The sequence below is a fragment of the Roseobacter fucihabitans genome, assembly GCF_014337925.2.
GTDB classification, from domain to species: domain Bacteria; phylum Pseudomonadota; class Alphaproteobacteria; order Rhodobacterales; family Rhodobacteraceae; genus Roseobacter; species Roseobacter fucihabitans.
The window spans coordinates 4270691-4289954 of record NZ_CP143423.1 but is presented as its reverse complement, the minus strand read 5'-3'; the positions used below and the strand labels follow the sequence as shown (position 1 = coordinate 4289954).

At 55.7% G+C, this 19264-nt stretch carries 14 protein-coding genes and 5 pseudogenes; 8 read left to right on the top strand and 11 right to left on the bottom strand.

Annotation, left to right across the window (positions count from 1 at the left end):
- Positions 1–4 precede the first annotated feature (4 nt).
- On the bottom strand, positions 5–1012 hold the full coding sequence (locus ROLI_RS20985; RefSeq protein ID WP_187428584.1) for a MoxR family ATPase: 1008 nt from the start codon (positions 1010–1012) through the stop codon (positions 5–7).
- Between the two features lie 68 nt (positions 1013–1080).
- Between ROLI_RS20985 and ROLI_RS20980 the strand changes: the two genes are divergently transcribed.
- The 3 genes from ROLI_RS20980 (at position 1081) to ROLI_RS20970 (ending at position 2904) form a co-directional block, all read left to right on the top strand.
- Positions 1081–1656, top strand: coding sequence for a DUF1285 domain-containing protein (locus ROLI_RS20980; protein WP_187428585.1), 576 nt, complete (start codon positions 1081–1083; stop codon positions 1654–1656).
- A gap of 155 nt (positions 1657–1811) precedes the next feature.
- Positions 1812–2576, top strand: coding sequence for a hydroxypyruvate isomerase family protein (locus tag ROLI_RS20975; RefSeq protein WP_187428586.1), 765 nt, complete (start codon positions 1812–1814; stop codon positions 2574–2576).
- A 97-nt stretch (positions 2577–2673) separates the two neighbouring features.
- Positions 2674–2904, top strand: a complete 231-nt coding sequence (locus ROLI_RS20970; protein ID WP_187428587.1) for a DUF2798 domain-containing protein — start codon at positions 2674–2676, stop codon at positions 2902–2904.
- Between the two features lie 15 nt (positions 2905–2919).
- On the opposite strand, the gene polA is transcribed toward ROLI_RS20970, so the two are convergent.
- Both polA and ROLI_RS20960 read right to left on the bottom strand, forming a co-directional pair.
- Positions 2920–5721 (bottom strand): DNA polymerase I, encoded by a 2802-nt coding sequence (polA, locus tag ROLI_RS20965; RefSeq protein WP_187428588.1) that lies wholly within the window; start codon positions 5719–5721, stop codon positions 2920–2922.
- Positions 5722–5993: 272 nt separating this feature from the next.
- Positions 5994–6173: a zinc-finger domain-containing protein gene (locus ROLI_RS20960; RefSeq protein ID WP_187428594.1), complete on the bottom strand. Its 180-nt coding sequence runs from the start codon at positions 6171–6173 to the stop codon at positions 5994–5996.
- A gap of 460 nt (positions 6174–6633) precedes the next feature.
- Between ROLI_RS20960 and ROLI_RS20955 the strand changes: the two are divergent.
- From ROLI_RS20955 to ROLI_RS20945, 3 genes and pseudogenes are all read left to right on the top strand, one after another.
- Positions 6634–7038, top strand: a pseudogene (locus ROLI_RS20955) (TniB family NTP-binding protein); the annotation flags it as partial.
- Positions 7039–7118: 80 nt separating this feature from the next.
- Entirely contained in the window at positions 7119–7466 is a 348-nt protein-coding gene (locus ROLI_RS20950) for a TniB family NTP-binding protein (protein ID WP_316247397.1), read from the top strand.
- Between the two features lie 382 nt (positions 7467–7848).
- A pseudogene (locus tag ROLI_RS20945) lies at positions 7849–8488 on the top strand (transposase); the annotation flags it as partial.
- A gap of 16 nt (positions 8489–8504) precedes the next feature.
- Here the strand turns inward: ROLI_RS20945 and ROLI_RS20940 are convergent.
- From ROLI_RS20940 to ROLI_RS20930, 3 genes and pseudogenes are all read right to left on the bottom strand, one after another.
- The gene (locus ROLI_RS20940; protein ID WP_316247398.1) at positions 8505–8792 is read right to left on the bottom strand and encodes a hypothetical protein; all 288 of its coding nucleotides are present in this window, start codon (positions 8790–8792) and stop codon (positions 8505–8507) included.
- 8 nt (positions 8793–8800) lie between these two features.
- Positions 8801–9139: pseudogene (locus ROLI_RS20935) on the bottom strand (transposase); the annotation flags it as partial.
- Positions 9140–9225: 86 nt separating this feature from the next.
- A pseudogene (locus ROLI_RS20930) lies at positions 9226–10688 on the bottom strand (IS1182 family transposase).
- 92 nt (positions 10689–10780) lie between these two features.
- Here ROLI_RS20930 and ROLI_RS20925 point away from each other — a divergent pair.
- Both ROLI_RS20925 and ROLI_RS20920 read left to right on the top strand, forming a co-directional pair.
- Positions 10781–10906, top strand: a pseudogene (locus tag ROLI_RS20925) (IS6 family transposase); the annotation flags it as partial.
- An 854-nt stretch (positions 10907–11760) separates the two neighbouring features.
- Positions 11761–13353 (top strand): amidohydrolase family protein, encoded by a 1593-nt coding sequence (locus ROLI_RS20920; RefSeq protein ID WP_187432262.1) that lies wholly within the window; start codon positions 11761–11763, stop codon positions 13351–13353.
- Here ROLI_RS20920 and ROLI_RS20915 read toward each other — a convergent pair.
- The 5 genes from ROLI_RS20915 to ROLI_RS20895 all read right to left on the bottom strand — a co-directional run bounded on the left by ROLI_RS20915 (position 13350) and on the right by ROLI_RS20895 (position 18957).
- Positions 13350–14351: an ABC transporter ATP-binding protein gene (locus ROLI_RS20915; protein ID WP_187432261.1), complete on the bottom strand. Its 1002-nt coding sequence runs from the start codon at positions 14349–14351 to the stop codon at positions 13350–13352. The genes ROLI_RS20920 and ROLI_RS20915 overlap by 4 nt on opposite strands.
- Entirely contained in the window at positions 14348–15358 is a 1011-nt protein-coding gene (locus tag ROLI_RS20910; protein WP_187432260.1) for an ABC transporter ATP-binding protein, read from the bottom strand. The genes ROLI_RS20915 and ROLI_RS20910 overlap by 4 nt, the downstream gene beginning before the upstream one ends.
- A gap of 8 nt (positions 15359–15366) precedes the next feature.
- A complete protein-coding gene (locus ROLI_RS20905) occupies positions 15367–16269 on the bottom strand; it encodes an ABC transporter permease (RefSeq protein WP_187432259.1) in 903 nt (300 codons plus the stop codon).
- Entirely contained in the window at positions 16266–17237 is a 972-nt protein-coding gene (locus tag ROLI_RS20900) for an ABC transporter permease (protein WP_187432258.1), read from the bottom strand. Before ROLI_RS20900 ends, ROLI_RS20905 begins: the two co-directional genes overlap by 4 nt.
- A gap of 124 nt (positions 17238–17361) precedes the next feature.
- Positions 17362–18957 carry an ABC transporter substrate-binding protein gene (locus ROLI_RS20895; protein WP_187432257.1) on the bottom strand — a complete coding sequence of 532 codons (1596 nt, stop codon included), beginning with the start codon at positions 18955–18957 and terminating at the stop codon, positions 17362–17364.
- Positions 18958–19264 lie beyond the last annotated feature (307 nt).

Genomic DNA, 19264 nt, shown 5'->3' with positions numbered 1-19264 from the left:
GTGCTCACGCGGCGGCCTTCGCGCCTGCAAGCTCCATCGCGGTTGTGTCGATCAGATCTGCAAGACTGTCCCCGCGTGCGCGTGCGGCAAAGTTCAGCGCCATCCGGTGGCTTAGGACAGGGCGCGCCATATTGAGGACATCCTCAGCCGATGGGGCAAGCCGCCCTTGCAGCAACGCCCGCGCCCGCACGGTCAACATCAGCGCCTGGGCCGCACGCGGTCCCGGACCCCAGGCCACGGTGTCGCGCACCTGCTGGGATACGCCATCTTCGTCGGGACGAAACGCGCGGACCAGATCAAGGATCATCTCCACGACGCTTTCACCCACCGGCATGCGACGCAACAACCGCTGCGCGCTCAACAGTTCCGCAGCCGTGAAAATCTCGGTGGACACGGCCTCCCCATCGCCTGTCGTCGCCAGCAGAATGTCGCGCTCAGTATCCCGGTCGGGGTAGAGCACGTCGATCTGCACCAGAAAGCGGTCAAGCTGCGCTTCGGGCAGCGGATAGGTGCCTTCCTGTTCAATCGGGTTCTGCGTCGCTAGCACATGGAATGGTACGCCTAGGACACGGTTTTCGCCCGCCACGGTGACGGTTTTTTCCTGCATCGCCTGCAAAAGTGCTGATTGCGTGCGGGGGCTGGCGCGGTTGATCTCATCGGCCATCAGCAGCTGACAAAAAATCGGCCCCTCAATGAAGCGAAACGCCCGGCTGCCATCCGGTGCGGTGTCCAGCACTTCGGAGCCCAAAATATCCGCTGGCATCAGGTCGGGCGTGAATTGCACCCGGTTGCCATGCAGCCCCATGACCGTCGAGAGGGTTTCGACCAGGCGCGTCTTGCCCAGGCCCGGCAGGCCGATCAGCAAGCCGTGTCCCCCGCAAAGCAACGCGGTCAACGTCAGTTCCACGACGCGTTCCTGTCCGATGAACCGCTGCGTGATCGACTGCTTCGCGGCTAACAGCTTTTCGCCGAGCGCTTCGATTTCAGTGACCATGTCTTCTGCTTCGCTCATGACAACGTGCTCCAAAGGATTATATGTTTGATGTAACTCTATCGTGCTCAAGGGAAATGGCAAAAGCAATGAGTGGACAAAAAACCGTTACACCTTCGGCGGAAGGCCTTGCTGCATCCTTAACTGCTGTAAAAACACGCGGATTGCCGCCCGTACACCTGTGGAATCCGCCATTTTGTGGCGATATCGACATGCGCATTGCCCGCGATGGGACGTGGTTTTACGAAGGAACACCGATTGGGCGGCCCGGTTTGGTCAAATTGTTCTCATCGATTCTCAAGAAAGAGGGTAAAAACTTCTTTCTGGTGACACCGGTCGAGAAAGTTGGAATCGCCGTGGATGATGCCCCCTTTGTCGCCGTCGATTTCGAGGTAACGGGCGAGGGTCGCACGCAGGTGTTGAGTTTTACCACTCAGGTCGGGGACACCGCCGTTGCCAGTGAAGCATTGCCGATCCGCGTTATGCGCGATCCCGATACCGGCGAGCCGTCGCCTTATGTGCTGGTGCGCACCGAATTGGAGGCGCTGATTGACCGTAAGAGTTTTTACCGTCTGGTCGATCTTGGCACCCATCACGATGGTTGGTTTGGGGTCTGGTCGAGCGGGCGGTTTTTCCAGATCATTCCAAGCGCAGAACTCCCTTGATTTGTGATGGCGGCCCTGCGAGCCCGGTACAACGGGCGTGGTTTATCGGCAACGTGCGGCGTGAAGTTGTTTTGTGGGAGCGTCAAAGGCAAATCCCGTCTTGGGTCATGCCGCTCTCGGAGATAAGCCTTCAAAAACCAAATGATTAAGGTGCCATGTTCAAAATCGCCGCCAACCTGAGCCATCTATGGGCTGAGCTGCCTTATCTGGACCGTTTCGATGCGGCGGCGAAGGCCGGGTTCGACGGTGTCGAGGTCCTTTTCCCTTATGACATGCCGGCCAAGGATACGCGGCGCGCGCTGCTGAAATCCGGATTGCCCATGATCTTGATGAACGCGCCACCGCCCAATTACACCGGCGGTGCGCGCGGATTTGCGGCGGTGCCCGAGGCCAAGGACCGGTTCCGTTTCGACATGCGCCGGGCGCTTCGGTACTGCGATGCCTTGCGCGTCCCGATGTTGCACGTGATGATCGGGCCAGGGGTGGGTGCTGCGGCGCGCGAAACCTTGATCAATAATCTGCGCTGGGCGTCCGAAGAGGTTCCGGAAAACGTGACACTGCTGCTGGAACCGCTGAACGCAGACAGCATGCCGGGGTACTACCTCAACGACTATGATCTGACCGTCGATATCCTGCGCGACCTTGATGCGCCCAACGTCGCTTTGCAGTTTGACAGTTTCCACGCCCAGATGATCCATGGCGATGCGGTCGCGGTCTACGAAAAACACAAATCCTGGGTGCGCCATATCCAGATCGGCGATGCGCCGGGTCGTGTCACGCCGGGCAATGGGGAGGTGGATTTCACCAGGCTTTTCGAGTGTTTGAAAACGGATGGATACGGCGGATGGGTCAGTGCGGAATACGCCCCCGGCCCGCACACAGAGGATAGCCTGGAGTGGTTGCGCGCGTTGCGGTCATGATGTGCCTTGCAGCGGCTGCGGGATATATGTGCGTTAACGCGCATGTAATCCCCTTTTTGGCATCCTAGATTTCCTGTGACGCCAGAGGAGGCTTTTGATGCTTCCCGCCAGATACCAGCATTTTGTCTTTGGTTTCATTCTGTCTGGCTTGATGTCATTTATAGTCTCGGGAATTGCGACCTATCGAAGCCTTGGCCTGATCGATAATTTTTTTATCGTCTGGATCAGCAACTGGCTGCCCAGCTGGTCCATCGCTTATCCGACCCTATTGATTGTGTCACCCCTGGCCCGCCGGATCGTGTCGAAACTGGTACGCGCAGAGGCCTGAGCGATCGAGCCGGGGTCAATGCGCCACGGCCCAATTCGGTCCTTGCCCTGCATCGACATTCAGCGTGACATCCAGTTTCACAACCGGATCTGCGGCTCCCTCCATCACGTCCCGAGCCGCTTTGATCAATGCGCCCTCGGCCCCTTGTTCGACCTCGAAAAGCAATTCATCATGGACCTGCAAGAGCATCTTGGCGGGCAGATCGGCGATGGCATCGGGCATCCGGACCATCGCCCTGCGGATGACATCCGCCGCGGTCCCCTGGATGGGAGCATTGATCGCGGCGCGCGCGGCAAATCCCGCATGCGGCCCTTTTGCGGCAATATTCGGCGTGTGGATGCGCCGCCCGAACAGGGTCTGGACATAACCATGTTCTTTGGCAAAGGCCTTGGTGTCATCCATATAGGTCCGGATTCCGGGGAAGCGTTCGAAATACCGATCAATGAACCCCTGCGCTTCGCTGCGCGGAATGCGCAGGTTGCGCGCCAGACCAAAGCCAGAAATGCCATAGATCACGCCGAAATTGATCGCCTTGGCGCGGCGTCGGATGTCGGGCGTCATATTTTCCATCGGGACATCGAACATCTCCGAGGCGGTCATGGCGTGAATGTCCTGCCCGTCGCGGAACGCCTGCTTTAGAGCCTCGATATCCGCGATATGGGCCAGAATACGCAGTTCGATCTGGCTGTAATCGAGCGCAACGAGCGTCTTGCCGTCCTCGGCGACAAAGGCTTCGCGGATGCGCCGGCCTTCCTCGGTTCGGATCGGGATATTTTGCAGGTTGGGGCTGTTGGAAGCCAAACGCCCGGTTGAGGCCCCGGTAATCGAATACGACGTATGAACGCGCCCGGTGTCCGGGTTGATATGCTCCTGCAACGCGTCCGTATAGGTGGATTTCAGCTTGGACAGCTGACGCCAGTCCAGAATGCGTCGCGGCAATTCATGTTCTGTTGCAAGGTCTTCGAGCACATCCGCGCCGGTCGCATAGGCCCCGGTCTTGCCCTTTTTGCCGCCCTCAATGCCCATTTCGTCAAACAGGATTTCCCCCAATTGCTTGGGGGAACCGACATTGAATTTACGCCCGACCATCTCGTAAATCTCATCCTCCAGCCCGGCCATGCTCTGGCTGAAGGCGTTGGACATGCGCGATAATGTATCACGGTCCACTTTGATGCCGGTACGCTCCATTTGCGCCAGAACCGGCACCAAGGGGCGTTCCAATGTTTCGTAAACGCGCGTGACCTGCGTGCGGTGCAGCATTGGTTTGAATTTTTGCCACAGGCGCAGGGTGATATCGGCGTCCTCTGCGGCATAGGGGACGGCGTCCTCAAGCGGCACCTTGTCGAAAGTAATTGCGGATTTACCAGAGCCCAAGAGGGGTTTGATCGGGATCGGTGTATGTCCCAGATACCGATCCGACAGCGCATCCATCCCGTGATTATGCAGCCCGCCATGCATTGCGTAGGACATCAACATCGTGTCGTCGATGGGCGCGACATGGATGCCGACCTGCGCAAAGATCTTGGCGTCATATTTCATGTTCTGCCCGATTTTCAGGATTGACGGGTCCTCAAGCATGGGCTTCAGCATTTCCAGCGCGTCGTTCAAGGGCATCTGCCCCTCGGCCAGATCATCTGATCCAAAGAGATCATCGCCCCGATACGCCTTGTGAATCAACGGGATATAACAGGCCTGCCCGGCTTCCACGCACAGCGATATACCGACCAGATCGGCGGTCATTTCGTTCAGCCCCGTGGTTTCCGTATCGACGGCCACATAACCGCGTTCATAGATGCGGTCGATCCACTCTTGCAGTTCCGCGCCTGTGCTGACCTTGGAATACCCCGACTTGTCGAAGGGGATATCGGCCACTTCGGGCGCATCCGGTGCGGTGGCGGGGGTGTCCTCAATCGCGGGGGGGGTGACGCCCAATTGATCGGCAATCCGCTTTGTCAGCGTGCGAAATTCCATCTCCGCCAGGAATGGCATCAACAAATCCGCATCCGGTTCGCGCACCTCCAGATCATCCAGTGTAAAATCAAGCGGCGTGTTTTCATCAAGCAACACCAGGCGGCGCGATAGCCGGATTTGGTCCGCGTGGTTGATCAGCGTTTCGCGCCGCTTGGGCTGTTTGATCTCCCCGGCACGCTCCAGCAGCGCGTCCAGATCACCGTATTCATTGATCAGCAAGGCGGCGGTTTTGATCCCGATCCCGGGCGCGCCCGGCACGTTATCCACGCTATCCCCGGCCAGCGCCTGCACATCGACAACCCGATCCGGGTAGACACCGAATTTCTCGAAAACGCCGTCGCGGTCGATGCGCTTGTTTTTCATCGCATCCAGCATTTCAACGCCGTCACCGACCAACTGCATCAAATCCTTGTCCGAACTGATGATCGTACACCGCCCACCCGCCGTACGCGCTTGCACGGCCAGCGTGGCGATAATGTCGTCGGCCTCAAAGCCCTCTTTTTCCTCACAGGCGATGTTGAACGCGATCGTTGCTTGCCGTGTCAGGGGGATTTGCGGGCGCAAATCTTCGGGCATCGCCTCGCGGTTGGCCTTGTATTGGTCATACATGTCGTTGCGAAATGTGTGGCTGCCCTTATCAAAAATCACCGCCACATGGGTCGGTGCATCCGGGCCGGTGTTGGTTTCCACATAGCGTTGCAGCATGTTGCAAAACCCGGAAACGGCCCCAATCGGCAACCCATCTGATTTCCGCGTCAAAGGCGGCAGGGCGTGATAGGCGCGAAAGATGAACGCGGACCCGTCGATCAAATGAAGATGATGGCCTTTCCCGAATGTTGTGCTCATTTTGGCTACCTTCATCGTCATTTATGGATGTTCAGCAATGTTATCCCGTATCGCGGCAGCCGCTGCAATCATACTTTGCCCACCGGCCTGATATGGGTGCTGGCGGAAGGGATTACTTCCGCATGGTCTGTCTTGGCATCCACCAGATATTTCGGCTGTGTTCAAACCAGACAAAATAGGTCTGATGCGGATGGGTTCAGCCCGTTTCGGGCGGCTGCTCGGATCATCGAAAATGAGTGGCCGACCACCTCAGGCAAAGTTGGACCGATTGATCAGACTTTGTCCGTATGATCCTTGTGAACATATTTGCAGTCGCAATATCCACATTCCACCCATCCGACGTCCTTGGGGATTTGTAGCCAGACACGCGGGTGACCCAAGGCGCCCTCGCCGCCATCGCAAGCGATTCGGAAACTATCGACGATTTTGGTTTCTGGGGGTTGCTGCATGATGGGTTTTTCCTTTGGTCCTTGCCTTGCAGTTATGACCAAAGCACAGGTGTGGAGCAAGCCCATCCGGCAGAGATCCCATCGATCTCTCGCGATCCGGGGTTTTTGGCCCTGACCACATGTCGTTGGACGCAGGGTCGGGGTTCTTGAGAGAACCTGCGGTTCTTGTTGTCGAGCGCCTGGCTTGCGCCGAATGTGGGGAGTCCGACGCCGATTACCCCAGATGTCCGGCCTTATGTATCAAACGCACCAACAATTTGTCTGAACAATTGAACGTTGTGAATCCATAATGCAGTATGGCTCCGTTGCAAGATAACCGAGCCATGCCCAAGGGGATATGGAACACACGATATTCGGACCAATCAAGAAACACGACGAGATTGCAGGATAGCAGAAGGCCGCGCTAAAGGCCGCTGACGTCCATAAGGACGACCCCAAGGTACCTGTATCATGAGCCCGCCAGCTGGCTGCTCTCAGCGCCAAAGCGCGTATTCTCCGCATCCGAGCTGACCGGTGGGTCTCCTACCCTCGGGCCGAGGCCGCGCTGGAGACGTTGATGTCGTTCCCTGAACGGGCCAGAATACCGAACCTGCTCATTGTCGGTAAAAGCGGTATGGGCAAGACGATGATTATCGAGAAGTTCGCCCGCGATCATCCGGTAAGTTTTGACGAAACGAGCGGACGGCTGCATATGCCGGTCGTTGCGGTTTAGATAGTATCAGGGCCGGATGAGAGCCGTTTCTAATGCAAGATTCTTGCGGCCATTGGTGCCTCTGAACCGTCAAGTGCCACGCTCGCCGTGCGCGAAAGCCTGGCCCCGTGGCTTCTATTCGAGCTGCGCCCTAGGCTACTGGTGATCGATGAGATCCACAGCCTAAAAGCCGGTACGGTCCGCGAGCAGGCAAGGTTTCTGAACATGGCCCGCGCTTTCTGGGTAACGAGTTGCACGTGCCGCTGGTCTGTGTCGTCACCGCGCAGGCACGTAACGCGCTGCGCACTGACGATCAACTTGTCCGCCGCTTTGAGGCTTTCGCCTTGCCGCCCTGGCGGGACGGGGAGGATGTCATCGGATTGATCAGCACGCTTCAACGGACCTTGCCGCTACGGCGCGAAAGCCAGATCGATGAGAAGATGCTCACACAGATTCTGAGTGTCACTGGCGGTATCACCTCCGGCATTTTATCGGTGATGTCACAACTGGCGATCGCCGCCATCAAGCGCGGTGAGGAGCGGGTCATACCGGGCGACGTTTCAAGCGCCGGAAAATTGCAGGCGGTTCTGGGAGACCCGGTGTGACAGAGCCTGGCCGGCTGCCGGTTGTCTTGCCTCCCGAAGCAGGCGAGCGGCTGTCGTCATGGCTCGCAAGAATGGCGATATTCTATGCGTTACAGTGCCAGAATTTTTCGCCGAGCTTGGCTTGTCCGGTCGCGACGTGTTCGATTTGGAGTGACGTCTTTGGGCAGGGGAGGGGACGTTGATCGCAGCTAGGACTGGGGTTTCGGAGGTGGCGTTGCAGGCGATGATATTTCAGGAAATCACATCGGACGCGCGGATTATGATCGCACGGAAAGACCGGTATTACTGCCAGGATTGCCCAGCTGCTGTTCACCGTAAGGTCTCGGCACTTCCGTGGACGTTTTGCTGTGCCATGACGAAGCATTCGGAGCCGCCCCCAACCGTCGAACCGAAGTTCATATTTCATTCAGACCCGTCCAGCCAATGGACCGCTGCACGCAAAGGCCCAGCATTTTTTTGCGTATTCCACGAATTACCTGATCGACACGAATCATAGCGTAATCGTGGATGTCGCCGCGACAAGATCAATGCGCCAAGCCAAGGTCGGGTCCGTGCGCATGATGCTGGACCGCGTTAAAGGGCAATTTGATCTGGATCCTGAGCGGCTCATCGCGGACGCTGCCTATGGATTTGGTCCAATGCTGGATTGGTTGGTGAAGCGCGATATCAAACCACATATTCCGGTCCTTGATCAGTCTGGACGTCGAGATGGCACATGGTCTCGCGCTGACTTTGCATGGGACCCGGAGCACAACCAATACGTTTGCCCCGAAGGTGAGCCATTGAAACAGTTTCGCCGGAATCGCTCGGATCCAAACCGTGGTCCGACCGGCAAGGGTGTGGTCAAGTATCAGGCCTTGAAGCACACTTGCCAGGCGTGCCCGTCAAAGATGAAATGCTGCCCAAATGCCGATGCCCGCAAAATCACCCGTTAAAACCATGAAGACGCCGGTCAGGTCGCCCAGGACATTGCCAAAACCAAACAATACGTCGTCTCGATGCGGTTGCGAAAAAAAGTGGAACATAATCGCTCCATTGCTACCGCGATGACAGCACCTTGATCCGGCTGACAAGGTCAGCGTCATCGACGAAGTCGTCAAGGAATTCATGCCAGGTTTTGGTGGTGATACGAGCGGCTCGGATCATGTCCGTCAGTTCTTTCTCCCCGTCCTCTTTCAGTGCGGAGATTGTTTCGTGGGGTCCGAGGTAAACGCTCACGATGTTGGCATAGGTCAGGTTGTCGTCGTTGGAGATGATCGCTTCGGGAAGCGCGACATCTTCGTTCAGCATTTTGGCGACGTAGTCGATGGTGCAGACATGGATCACCGCAGCCCTCAAGCGGCTTCGGGATGGGCAGCAGCCAGCGGCTCCCAATTCCACGTGAGCAATTCATCGAGCCGGTTGATCTTGTGATCGTGGATGCGGTTCAGGATGTCAGCGAGACAGGCCAACGGATCGCGACCCCTCTCGGCAGATTTGCCTTGCAAATCGCCTGTCGGGCAATGGTTGAGCTTGGCGGTTTCGATGATGGTCATCGCGCGCGCGAGGGTTTCCGCGCCGGTGTCGGCCCCTGCAAATAGCCAATTCTTCCGCCCTATTCCAATCGGACGCAGAGCCCGCTCAGCGGGATTGTTGTCGATTGCGACGCGGCCATCGGACAGGAACGATTTGAAGGTCCGCATTGGCTGATTCTGTGGAAAAACAACGTGTTGCGAGCGCAGGAAGTGGTGATCTAAATGGAGCGCGAGCGCCTTTCTTATCAGGCTTTTTGCATTTGCTGCGGTGCAGGAAAGATCTTGGCGAGTTTGCGGAGGTTTTGGGCGGTGGCGGCGAGCAGGAATTCGTCATTTGCGCCGCATGGGCCACGTAATCGGGGACGTCCCAGCCCGAGGATGCGTTTGAGATGCGCGAAGAGCATCTCAACTTTCTTGCGCAGCCGCATTGAGATTGCGTATTGCTTGGTCTTGGCAATGTCGCGGGCGACCTGACGGGCGTCTTCATGTTCTTCGCGGGTAATTTTTCGCGCATCAGCATTCGGGCAGCATTGCATTTCTGACAGACAGGCCTGACACGTCTGTTTAAGGGCCTTATACTTGGCGACGCCTTTGCCGGTTGGCCCACGATTTGGGTCAGAATAGTTGCGCCGGAATTGCTTGAGCGGCTCGCCTTCCGGGCAGATGTATTGGTTATTCTCCGCATCCCATTCAAAGTCCGCGCAAGACCATGTGCCATCCGTGCGGCTCGCTTTATCCATAACCGGAATGTGCGGTTCGATCTTGCGATCAACCAACCACCCGAGCATCGGGCCGGAACCGTAAGCTGTGTCCATTGCCCGGCAGTTGATTGCAAAGCAATCAATGAGAGGGGGCGATAATCCATTCGGGATGCAGATCGAACGTGTCTTTGACCCGATCCAACATTGAGCGCACAGACCCGACTTCTGCTTGCCGGATTGATCGTCTGGCCTCCACATCGACGATCACGGCATGATCCGTGTCGATCAGGTAATTGGTGGAATAACTGAAGAACGCAGGGCCTTTACGGGCTGCCGTCCATTGGCTTGCAGGATCAGAATGGGACGTGAACTTGGGTTCAACCTCAGATGCTGCGCCAAAAGCTGCGTTATCCAAGACATCAAGATACTCCTTCACGGCACGCGGCGCATCGTTTGGATCGATGGCATTATGGTCCCAATCTTCCTTCGGCGTCGCGTTTTGTTTGTTCGCATCTGCCTCGATCAAACTGGCGTCTGCCGCAAGGCGCTGGCCACTCACCAAGCCATCCGCGATGCACCGAGCTACGGTCTTCTCGAACAGGTGTCGCAACAATGCACTCTCCCGGAAACGCCCATGCCGGTTCTTGGAGAACGTCGAGTGGTTCGGCACCGGATCAGATAGATCGAGGCGGCAAAACCAACGATACGCCAGTTTCAAATGCACCTCTTCACAAAGACGGCGCTCCGAGCGGATGCCAGAACAATAGCCCACGAGCAGCATGCGCCCTCTCATGCATGTAAACATGCACTGCCGGGTAATAGATCAGCAGTTCTGGGTCGATGGACGGGCGGCCAGTGTGGCTATAAAAGTCCGCTAGGTATTGGCGGATGTCGCTTAGATCAACGAACCTATCAATTGACCGCAGCAGGTGATCTTGGGGCACATGATCGTCAATCGAGAACTCGTAAAACAGCGCGCCTTGTGCTTCTTGCTTTGGTCCCAGCATCGAAATCACCCCCGTTGCTAAGGAAAATTGAATCAGCGAATAGCCACCCGATCAAGCAAGAGTTTTTCAACAGAATCGGCTCAGTGCAGACCTTCAAATCGTTCAATTCAGCCGCGTCCACTCTGGCGGGCATCGAAGTCGCCCACATGATCCGCAAAGGACAATTCGACCGACCAGGGTTGTCCGGCTTTGAACAGTTTGCTGAGCTCGCTGGATAATTGTATCCTAGCGAGGCCCCATCTCGCCTCACGACAAAGTTTGCGACACAACCAGATGGCGACCTAACCTGCGATCTCCTCGTCGAGCGCTTTGGTGCAGAGATCGACGTCACGATCCCGCCTCCCAAAAACGCGGTCCTCAGCCCGGACAGCGCCCGGAATCCGACGGTCCGCGATCAGCCATATCATCGAGATTGAGGTGCACGGACGCATAGCCTGGCAGACGTCATCGGGCTACAATCAGCTCAGCCGCGGTGAAACTCTTCCTCTCATGCATGCTCCGCATACACTGCCGGGCAATGCATGGGTCGTTGGAAAGCAGTCATCCGGCCGAAGCTAAAGGCGCGCAGCTTCGATAACCAGAAGACCGAAGCCAAGATTGGCGCCCACGTCCTAAATCGCATGACCAAACTTGGTCGCCCGCATCGCTTGAAATCCGCCTCGGGTAGGGCGCGTTCCGAGCCGAAATTGATCCGCGCAACACGGTCGTTCATATGGGTCAATTCTCAGTGACAATTTATGAGGCTACCGGATCAGTTCTCAGTGAGATTCAACAATCTGAGCTAAATTAAAAAATAGCCCACTACCTGGAACTCCGATAACTTGACTATGCCGGGCTGGGCAACAATACCGTATTAATGCGGCAAATTTTGATGAAATATTCAAAGAAACTATCAGGCCAAAAGACGATCATGGAGTCTAACCCGGTAGAACAGTCGCAGGCAAAGATCGTGGCCAATTGCATGGGCAGCACATGCCATGCTAGCATCAAGAAAGGTTGGCGTATTGGATCAAAGCGCGCAGCACATGCGCCAAATTGCGATTGTATCGAAAGTCATCAAGAGGGTGTGAAAATGCTGAATGTTTTGATCAAAAATGGCACTGTGTACGATGGGTCCGGAGCCAATCCATTCAAGGCAGATATTGCCGTTAAGGATGGCGTGATTGTAGACATCGGTTTGATCGATGGCGACGCAGAGCATGTTCTTGATGCATCCGATTTGGCGATATCCCCAGGTTTTGTGGATTTGCATACCCACTCTGATTTCACCCTCGCCGCCAATGGCCGGGCGGAAAGCCAGGTGCATCAGGGCGTAACAACCGAGGTGGTGGGCCAGTGCGGCGTTTCATGTGCCCCGGCCCGTTCAAGCGCAGATATCGCCCTGATGGCACCGGGCTTTATTGACGGTGCTGTAGAAACCACTTGGCGATCTTTTGGCGACTACCTCGACCATCTCGGCAAAACGCCTCTTGGGGTCAACGTCGCAGCCTTTGTCGGGCATGGCACCATCCATCGCGCGGTTGTCGGAGACGCGCTGCGATCCGCTGATGAAGACGAAATGGACGATATGGTTGCGCTGTTGGACGAAAGCATCGAGGGCGGTGCCTACGGCTTTTCGACCGGTCTGGAATATTGGCCGGGGAGCCTGGCAAGCCCCGACCAGCTTGCTGATATGGCCAAAGTCGCCGCCAAACACGACGTGCTTTACGCAACCCATGTGCGCAACCGGGATTTGTTCTACGATCTCGGATTTGGCGAGGCTTTGGCGACGGCCCGTGCGGCGGGTGCCCGGCTGCAGATCTCGCATATTCAGCCCAAATTCGGTGCGCCCGATTATGCAATGCAACATGCCATCGACATGTGCGAACAGGCCCGCGGACATGGCGTCGATGTGGCGTTCGATGTCATCCCCCACGATTGGTCGCATACCCGGGTGATGGCAATCCTGCCGCAATGGGCTCAGGAGGGTGGTGTCGAAAAGGTCCGTGAACGTCTGCACGATAACGCCATCCGCGAGAAGATAAAGCGGAACCCGAGGCCGATGTGGCGTTTGGTGAATTCTGATGGCTGGGACAGGATCGTTCTCATGCAATCGGAGGCCAATCAGGACATGGTCGGCATGAGTTTTGACGATATCGGCCGACGCCGAAACACCCATCCCTATGACGCCGTCTTTGATCTGCTGCTGGAAGAAGAGGGCGACCAGATGAACCATCTGATGTGGACCTCGCAATCGTTTGACAACGGGGATATCAAGCTGGCGCTGGAACAGCCACAATGCGCGGTGATTTCTGATACCCAAGCACTTGCCCCCTATGGCTGCCTCAAACATCATATCGGGTCGCTCTCCGGGTATGGCTGGGCCGCACGGTTCCTTGCCCACTACGTGCGGGACCAAGGTATTTTGTCACTCCAAGAGGGCATTCGTCGGATTACGTCCCTACCAGCCGAGCGGTTGGGGGTCAGCGATCGCGGCACCCTGCGTAAGGGGGCCTGCGCCGATATCACGGTGTTTGACGCAACGGGTATCGAAAGTCATGCAACCGTCGAGACGCCCCGAAAATATGCAACTGGCATTGCCCATGTACTGGTCAATGGTGGGATCTCTATGCGTGATGGGCAAAGAACGGAAATCGATTCCGGACGCGTTCTCAGACCCAATTAGGCTGTCACGTCGAGAGATGTATGAAAATGGCAGGCTTCCCAGTGGTTCGGGGACTTTTCTTCCAGCACCGGTTCCACTTCGCTACAGACCTGCTGAGCAAAGGGGCATCTCGTGCGAAAACGGCATCCGGATGGTTTATTGATCGGGTTGGGGATGTCGCCTTCCAACCGGATGCGTTCGATCTTTTCGCCAGATACACTTGTGAGAACCGCTGACAGCAACGCGCGGGTATAGGGATGGCGCGGGTTCTCGAACAGGGACTTGCGATCCGCCCGTTCGACGATCACGCCAAGATACATGACCGCGATTTCATCACACATATGCTGCACGACAGCCAGATCATGAGAGATAAAGAGGTACGTCAGGTTGAGTTCGTCCTGTAGCTTGCACAAGAGGTTCAGGATCTGTGCTTGGATCGCCACATCAAGAGCCGACACGGGTTCGTCGCAAACGATGAACTGGGGGTTCAGGGCAAGCGCCCTTGCGATGCAGATCCGTTGCCTTTGCCCACCAGAGAACTGATGCGGATAAAGCGACAGCTGGTTTTTGCGCAACCCCACCAAAGCAAATAGTTCTTCGACACGCTCTTTGCGCGCGCTGGGGGTGCCAACGTTGTGCACCACCAGCGGATCCATCACAATATCGCCCGCGGTCTGGCGTGGATTGAGCGCCGAATAGGGATCTTGAAAAATGATCTGCATCCGTTGGCGCAGAGGAAACATTTCTTCGCCCGAGACGGTGCTCAGATCGGTGTCATCAAACAGCACATGGCCAGTCGTAGATTTGACCAGCCCCAACAAAGCGCGTCCCGTCGTCGTTTTGCCGCAGCCGCTTTCCCCGACCAGGCCGAGCGTCTGACCGCTTTGAATGTCAAAACTGACACCGTCAACGGCATGCACAACGTCCGGCTCCGCAAACCAGTTATCGCGTTTCAGCTTAAAGTGAACACTCAGATCCTCGATCCTAATCAGCGGTTTGGGGGCGCTCTGTTCACTCATCGCGTGCCCTCGTTTTCCGCGAGCCAACACATGACGGACCGCCTGTCGCCGAGATCAAAACTGGGGGGCATCTCGTGGCATTTGGCCGTGGCCGAGGCGCATCGTGGGCCAAAAGGACAACCTGGTCGGCGATTGCGCAGATCGGGCACGGACCCAGGAATTTCGGGCAGAACCTCTCTGAACCCCGAGGAGTCCGGTTTCAGTTCGAGCATCGAGCGCAACAGGCCTTGGGTATAGGGGTGCATTGGACTGTTGTGCACCTCATCCAGCGTCCCTTCCTCGATCTTATAGCCCGCATACATGACGATAACGCGATCAGCCATCGCTCTGACGGCGCTAAAATCATGGGTTATCAAGATGATGCTGGTTTGGTTTCGGTTTTGTATGTCCTTCAGAAGGTCGAATATTTGCGCTTGAACCGTGACATCCAATGCCGTTGTCGGCTCATCTGCGATCAGAACTTTGGGATCACATACAAGCGCCATGGCAATCATCACCCGCTGCCGCATCCCACCTGAAAGCTGGTGTGGATACTCTTTGATGCGTCGTTCAGGGGCTGGAATCTGAACCGAACGCAGAAGTGCAATCGCTTGCTCCTCGGCCTCTGCGTCGCTGACGGACAGGTGCTGCTGAATCGTCTCGACGAGTTGGTTGCCAACGGTATAGACCGGGTTCAAAGACGTCATCGGTTCCTGGAAGATCATAGATATTTCTCTGCCGCGCAGAGTATTCATCTGCTTTTTCGAAACCGCCAACAGATCCTCGCCATTAAGCAGAACCGCCCCCGAACTGATCTTACCGGGCGGCGACGGCACCATCCGCAGCAGCGCCAATGCCGTCATGCTTTTCCCGCACCCGCTTTCACCGATGATCCCAAGCGTTTCGCCACGATCCAGACTGAACGCAACATTTGACAAGACGCTCACGGATTGACCCCTGACATCGAAATCGACGCTGAGATTGCGGACCGACAAGACAGTCTGTGACGGGGCCTTTGCTTGGGTCATCGTTCTCTCTACCTGCCCCGCAGTTTGGGATTGAAGGCGTCATTCAGGCCATCGCCGATCAAGGCAATGCACAATACAACCAACAGGATTGCCAGACCCGGAAAAGTGACGGTCCACCATGCATTAAAAAAGTAGTCACGCGACAATCCGATCATTTTTCCCCAGGTGATCACATCGGGATCCGTCAGTCCAAGAAAGCTGAGCGCCGCTTCGTAGATGATCGTAATGCCGATCCTCAGCGTGATCGCAATAATGATCGGCGGCATCGCATTGGGCAGGATGGTTTTGGTGATGATGCGCCAATTCCTGTCACCAATGGCGCGTGATGCTGTCACATATTCCTGCTCGCGGATCTTGAGAAATTCCGCTCGCGTTAATCTGGCTTCGGTCGTCCAGGTGGTGACCGCAATCGCAAGGATGACGACGACGATATCAGACGAATAAACCGCCACAATGACCATGGCAAAGACAAGCGGCGGAAGCACCTGAAAAAATTCAGTAATGCGCATCAGTGCATTATCTACCATTCCACCGTAATAACCCGCAATTGCACCAACCGTGACACCGATCAAAACCGTAACCAGCGTGGCTGTGACAGCGATGATCAAGGTTGGTCGGGTGCCGTGGATGATGCCGACAAAAACGTCACGGCCCAGATAGTCCGAGCCAAGGATTGTTTGCACCCCCGGTCCGGTCAATGGCGCCGCGACCATTTCGAAAGGATCAGCTGTCAGGAAAATCGGGCCGAATATTCCGACCAGAACAAAAATAGTGACGAATATCAGCCCGACCAAAGCTGCCCGGTTTGCGCAGAACAGGCGGAACGTCTCGCGCCATTTGCGTTCGGGTTCGGCGGCTTCTTCTTCGAACTTGAAAACGGGCTCGTCGACAGGCGGGAGGGGCTGGGTCATGTGATGGACTGGATCCTTGGGTCCATCTTTTTATAGATAAGATCAGTGATGATGTTGGCAACGATGGTTGTGGCCGCAGCGCCAAACAGAACACCCAGGATCACAGGGAAATCGCGCCGTACAATCGACTCGTACAAAAGTGGGCCAACCCCCGGCAGGCTAAAAACTGTCTCAACAAGCACGGCACCGGAGAACACCTGCGCAAGCTGCAAACCGGCCAAAGTGACCACCGGCAAGGACGCGTTTTTAAGCGCATGCTTAAAGATCACCTTGGTCTCGGGCAGACCCTTGGTTCTTGCAGTCCGAATATAGTCAGCCCCCAAAACGTCCATCATCGCGGCGCGCGAGATCCGGCTGTAGTTCGCCAAATAGAGAATAGCGAGCGTGAACGTGGGGAGTACAAGGTGATTGAGCACGTCAAAGAACCGTGCAATCGCGGTGTCGGGTTCCGGAAAAGAGCGAATGCCAAACGCGGGGAACAAGGGTATGTGCAGCGCGAATGCCAGCAGGATTATCATCCCCAGCCAGAACACGGGGGTCGCATAGCCAAACAGCGAAAAAATCGTCACGAAATTGCTGAACAGACCATTTGGCTTGATGGCGGCATAGACGCCAAAGAGGGTGCCAAAAACGACGGCAATGACCAAGGCGGACAAGGTCAGCATCAACGTTGTGGGCAAGCGCTGAAGCAGCAGCGTCGAGACGGGCTGGTCGTAGTAGAACGAATACCCGAGGTCGCCCGTCAAAACCCGCCCCAAGTATTTGATAAGTTGGATGTAGGTGGGTTCGTCAAGACCGTAGAGCGCGCGCAATCTGGCGGCCATTTCGGGATCACCGCCCCCCGCTTCGGCGAGCATTGCATCGACCACATCGCCGGGTGCCGCATGCAGCAGGAAGAAGTTCAAAACAATGACCGCGATGATCAGAACAAATCCGAATAGAACTCTTTGAAGGATCGCAAATTTCATTGATCGAGACCACTGTTTGCACTGGGAAAATTACGGTCGCCACATGTCGCGACCGCAGAAGAAGGTGTGAGCACGTCTCGGGGGTGCTCACACCTCATTTATGATCTCAGGTCATCACCTGAAACTATTCCTGAGCTTCTTTCCAGTACATCACATCCCAGTTTTCCGCCGTGCCGTAGGACGGGAAAAACAGGTCAGTGTGGGCAAAGAACAGCGTGGGAGTGTCAAAGAGCCACAACATCGGCATGTCCTCAAGCAGAATATCCTGCACCTCGACATAAAGTGCACTGCGCTTTTCGAAGTCGGCTTCGACAGCCGCTTGCTCAAAAATTTCATCGACCTTTTCGTTACAGTAGCCCGAAGTGTTTGTGTACGCTTGGTTTTTGATGTTTTCGCAGACATAAAGCCTGCTTATGCCGATGGCTGGGTCAGTCTTGTCACCGGGCCAGTTGATCGACATGTCAAAATCCCAGGCCGCGCTGCGCTCTGCCCAGCCGGCAAAACCCTGCTGTGGTTCAAGGTTGACTTTGATACCGACCTTTTTGAGGGATGCTGCGATGAACTCTGATGGCAATGTGTTGAAATCAGGCATGAATGGTGGGGCGATGTAGATGAGGTTTAACTCAAACCTTGTGTCATCGTCTCCCATCGGAAAACCAGCTTCATCCAGCAAGGCGTTAGCTTTTTCAACGTCAAACGGGTAGCCTTTGAGTTGATCGTTGAAAAAGACATTCGTTGCGGGAAAAGGCGACCGTGACGGTTTGGTGAAACCACCATGCAAGACGTCCGAAATCTGAGTTCGGTTGATGGCGTAGGCGATTGCCTGACGCACCAGCTTGTTGTTCAGGGGTTCTTTGCGGTTGTTGAATTCAAGAACAATCGCGCCGCCTGAGACACCTTTATACTCTTCGAGCGACAGATGATCGAGCTTTGAAAACTCCGCGATGTCGCTGAACTGCATCACTGAATCCGTGCGCGCAAGCTGAAACTGGTTCTGCCTCAGCCCGATCCGTTTTGCGGTTTTATCCTGCACATTCCGGTAGATGATCGCATCTAGATAGGGCAGGCCCTCAACGAAATGATCCTCGTTGCGAACAATCCTTACAAATTCGTCGGCTTTCATCTCGCCGATCCTGAACGGCCCGGATCCGACAGGGTCCCGATGGGCATCCTGCTTCATGAAGTCTTCGGCCTGACCGTAAACCGCTTTCGAAAGGATAGGCATTTGGCGTGGGTTCGTGGCTGCAAGGAGCAAGGGTCCATGAGGTTTGGAAAGATGCATGACAAGTGTGTTTGCATCGGGAAACTCATACCGCTCGATGGGTCCGAACATCTGAGTGCCAAAGCGGTGATATTCTTTCATCGTCTCGAAGGAAAATGCCACATCCTCTGATGTGATCGGGCTACCATCATGAAACTGACCGTTTGCCGCGAGGTTGAAAGTGTAGGTCTTACCATCGTCGGAAATTTCCCAGCTTTCAGCCAGATAGGGGGCAATCTCGTTGTTCTCGTCCAACCTGACCAGACTTGAGAAAATCTGCGATGCCACAAGCCCGACTTCGTAAGCCGAATGCAGTGGGTTAAGGCTTGGAATCTTGGACGACAGATAAACGACCGTGCCGCCTTGCACAGGTTCCTCCGCATGTACGGCCGGCACAAGGGTCGCCATCCCCAGCACCAGTGTCGACGCAAATTGAATTGCTTTGGTTCTGATCGTCATTCCAGATCTCCTGTCTTTTGATAAAGCCTGAACTGTAAAATGCCCGACCTTTTGTTAGGAACTTTTTTGGCCAGGGGTCGCGTATTTAAGGACGCAGCCGTAGGCTTCACCTCGCTTGAACAGACAGCGTGACCATCCGCACTCCGCTGATTCTATTTAAAAAAATATCAAAACTACGAATCGTCAAAAACTGTCTAAAAGATGGGAACATGGATCAACCGACTTTGTCAAATTGTTAACGGCGCCATCAGCGGCGGCTCCAAGACTGGATAACCCATCAGGGTTTTTGTGTGGCAGCTAAGGGCTG

Coding starts and splice junctions, on each gene's coding strand:
- ROLI_RS20985 (WP_187428584.1), bottom strand. CDS start 1,012: ATGAGCGAAGCAGAAGACATGGTCACTGAAATCGAAGCGCTCGGCGAA.
- ROLI_RS20900 (WP_187432258.1), bottom strand. CDS start 17,237: ATGAAATTTGCGATCCTTCAAAGAGTTCTATTCGGATTTGTTCTGATC.
- polA (WP_187428588.1), bottom strand. CDS start 5,721: ATGAGCACAACATTCGGGAAAGGCCATCATCTTCATTTGATCGACGGG.
- ROLI_RS20910 (WP_187432260.1), bottom strand. CDS start 15,358: ATGACCCAAGCAAAGGCCCCGTCACAGACTGTCTTGTCGGTCCGCAAT.
- ROLI_RS20970 (WP_187428587.1), top strand. CDS start 2,674: ATGCTTCCCGCCAGATACCAGCATTTTGTCTTTGGTTTCATTCTGTCT.
- ROLI_RS20895 (WP_187432257.1), bottom strand. CDS start 18,957: ATGACGATCAGAACCAAAGCAATTCAATTTGCGTCGACACTGGTGCTG.
- ROLI_RS20905 (WP_187432259.1), bottom strand. CDS start 16,269: ATGACCCAGCCCCTCCCGCCTGTCGACGAGCCCGTTTTCAAGTTCGAA.
- ROLI_RS20980 (WP_187428585.1), top strand. CDS start 1,081: ATGAGTGGACAAAAAACCGTTACACCTTCGGCGGAAGGCCTTGCTGCA.
- ROLI_RS20920 (WP_187432262.1), top strand. CDS start 11,761: ATGCTGAATGTTTTGATCAAAAATGGCACTGTGTACGATGGGTCCGGA.
- ROLI_RS20975 (WP_187428586.1), top strand. CDS start 1,812: ATGTTCAAAATCGCCGCCAACCTGAGCCATCTATGGGCTGAGCTGCCT.
- ROLI_RS20915 (WP_187432261.1), bottom strand. CDS start 14,351: ATGAGTGAACAGAGCGCCCCCAAACCGCTGATTAGGATCGAGGATCTG.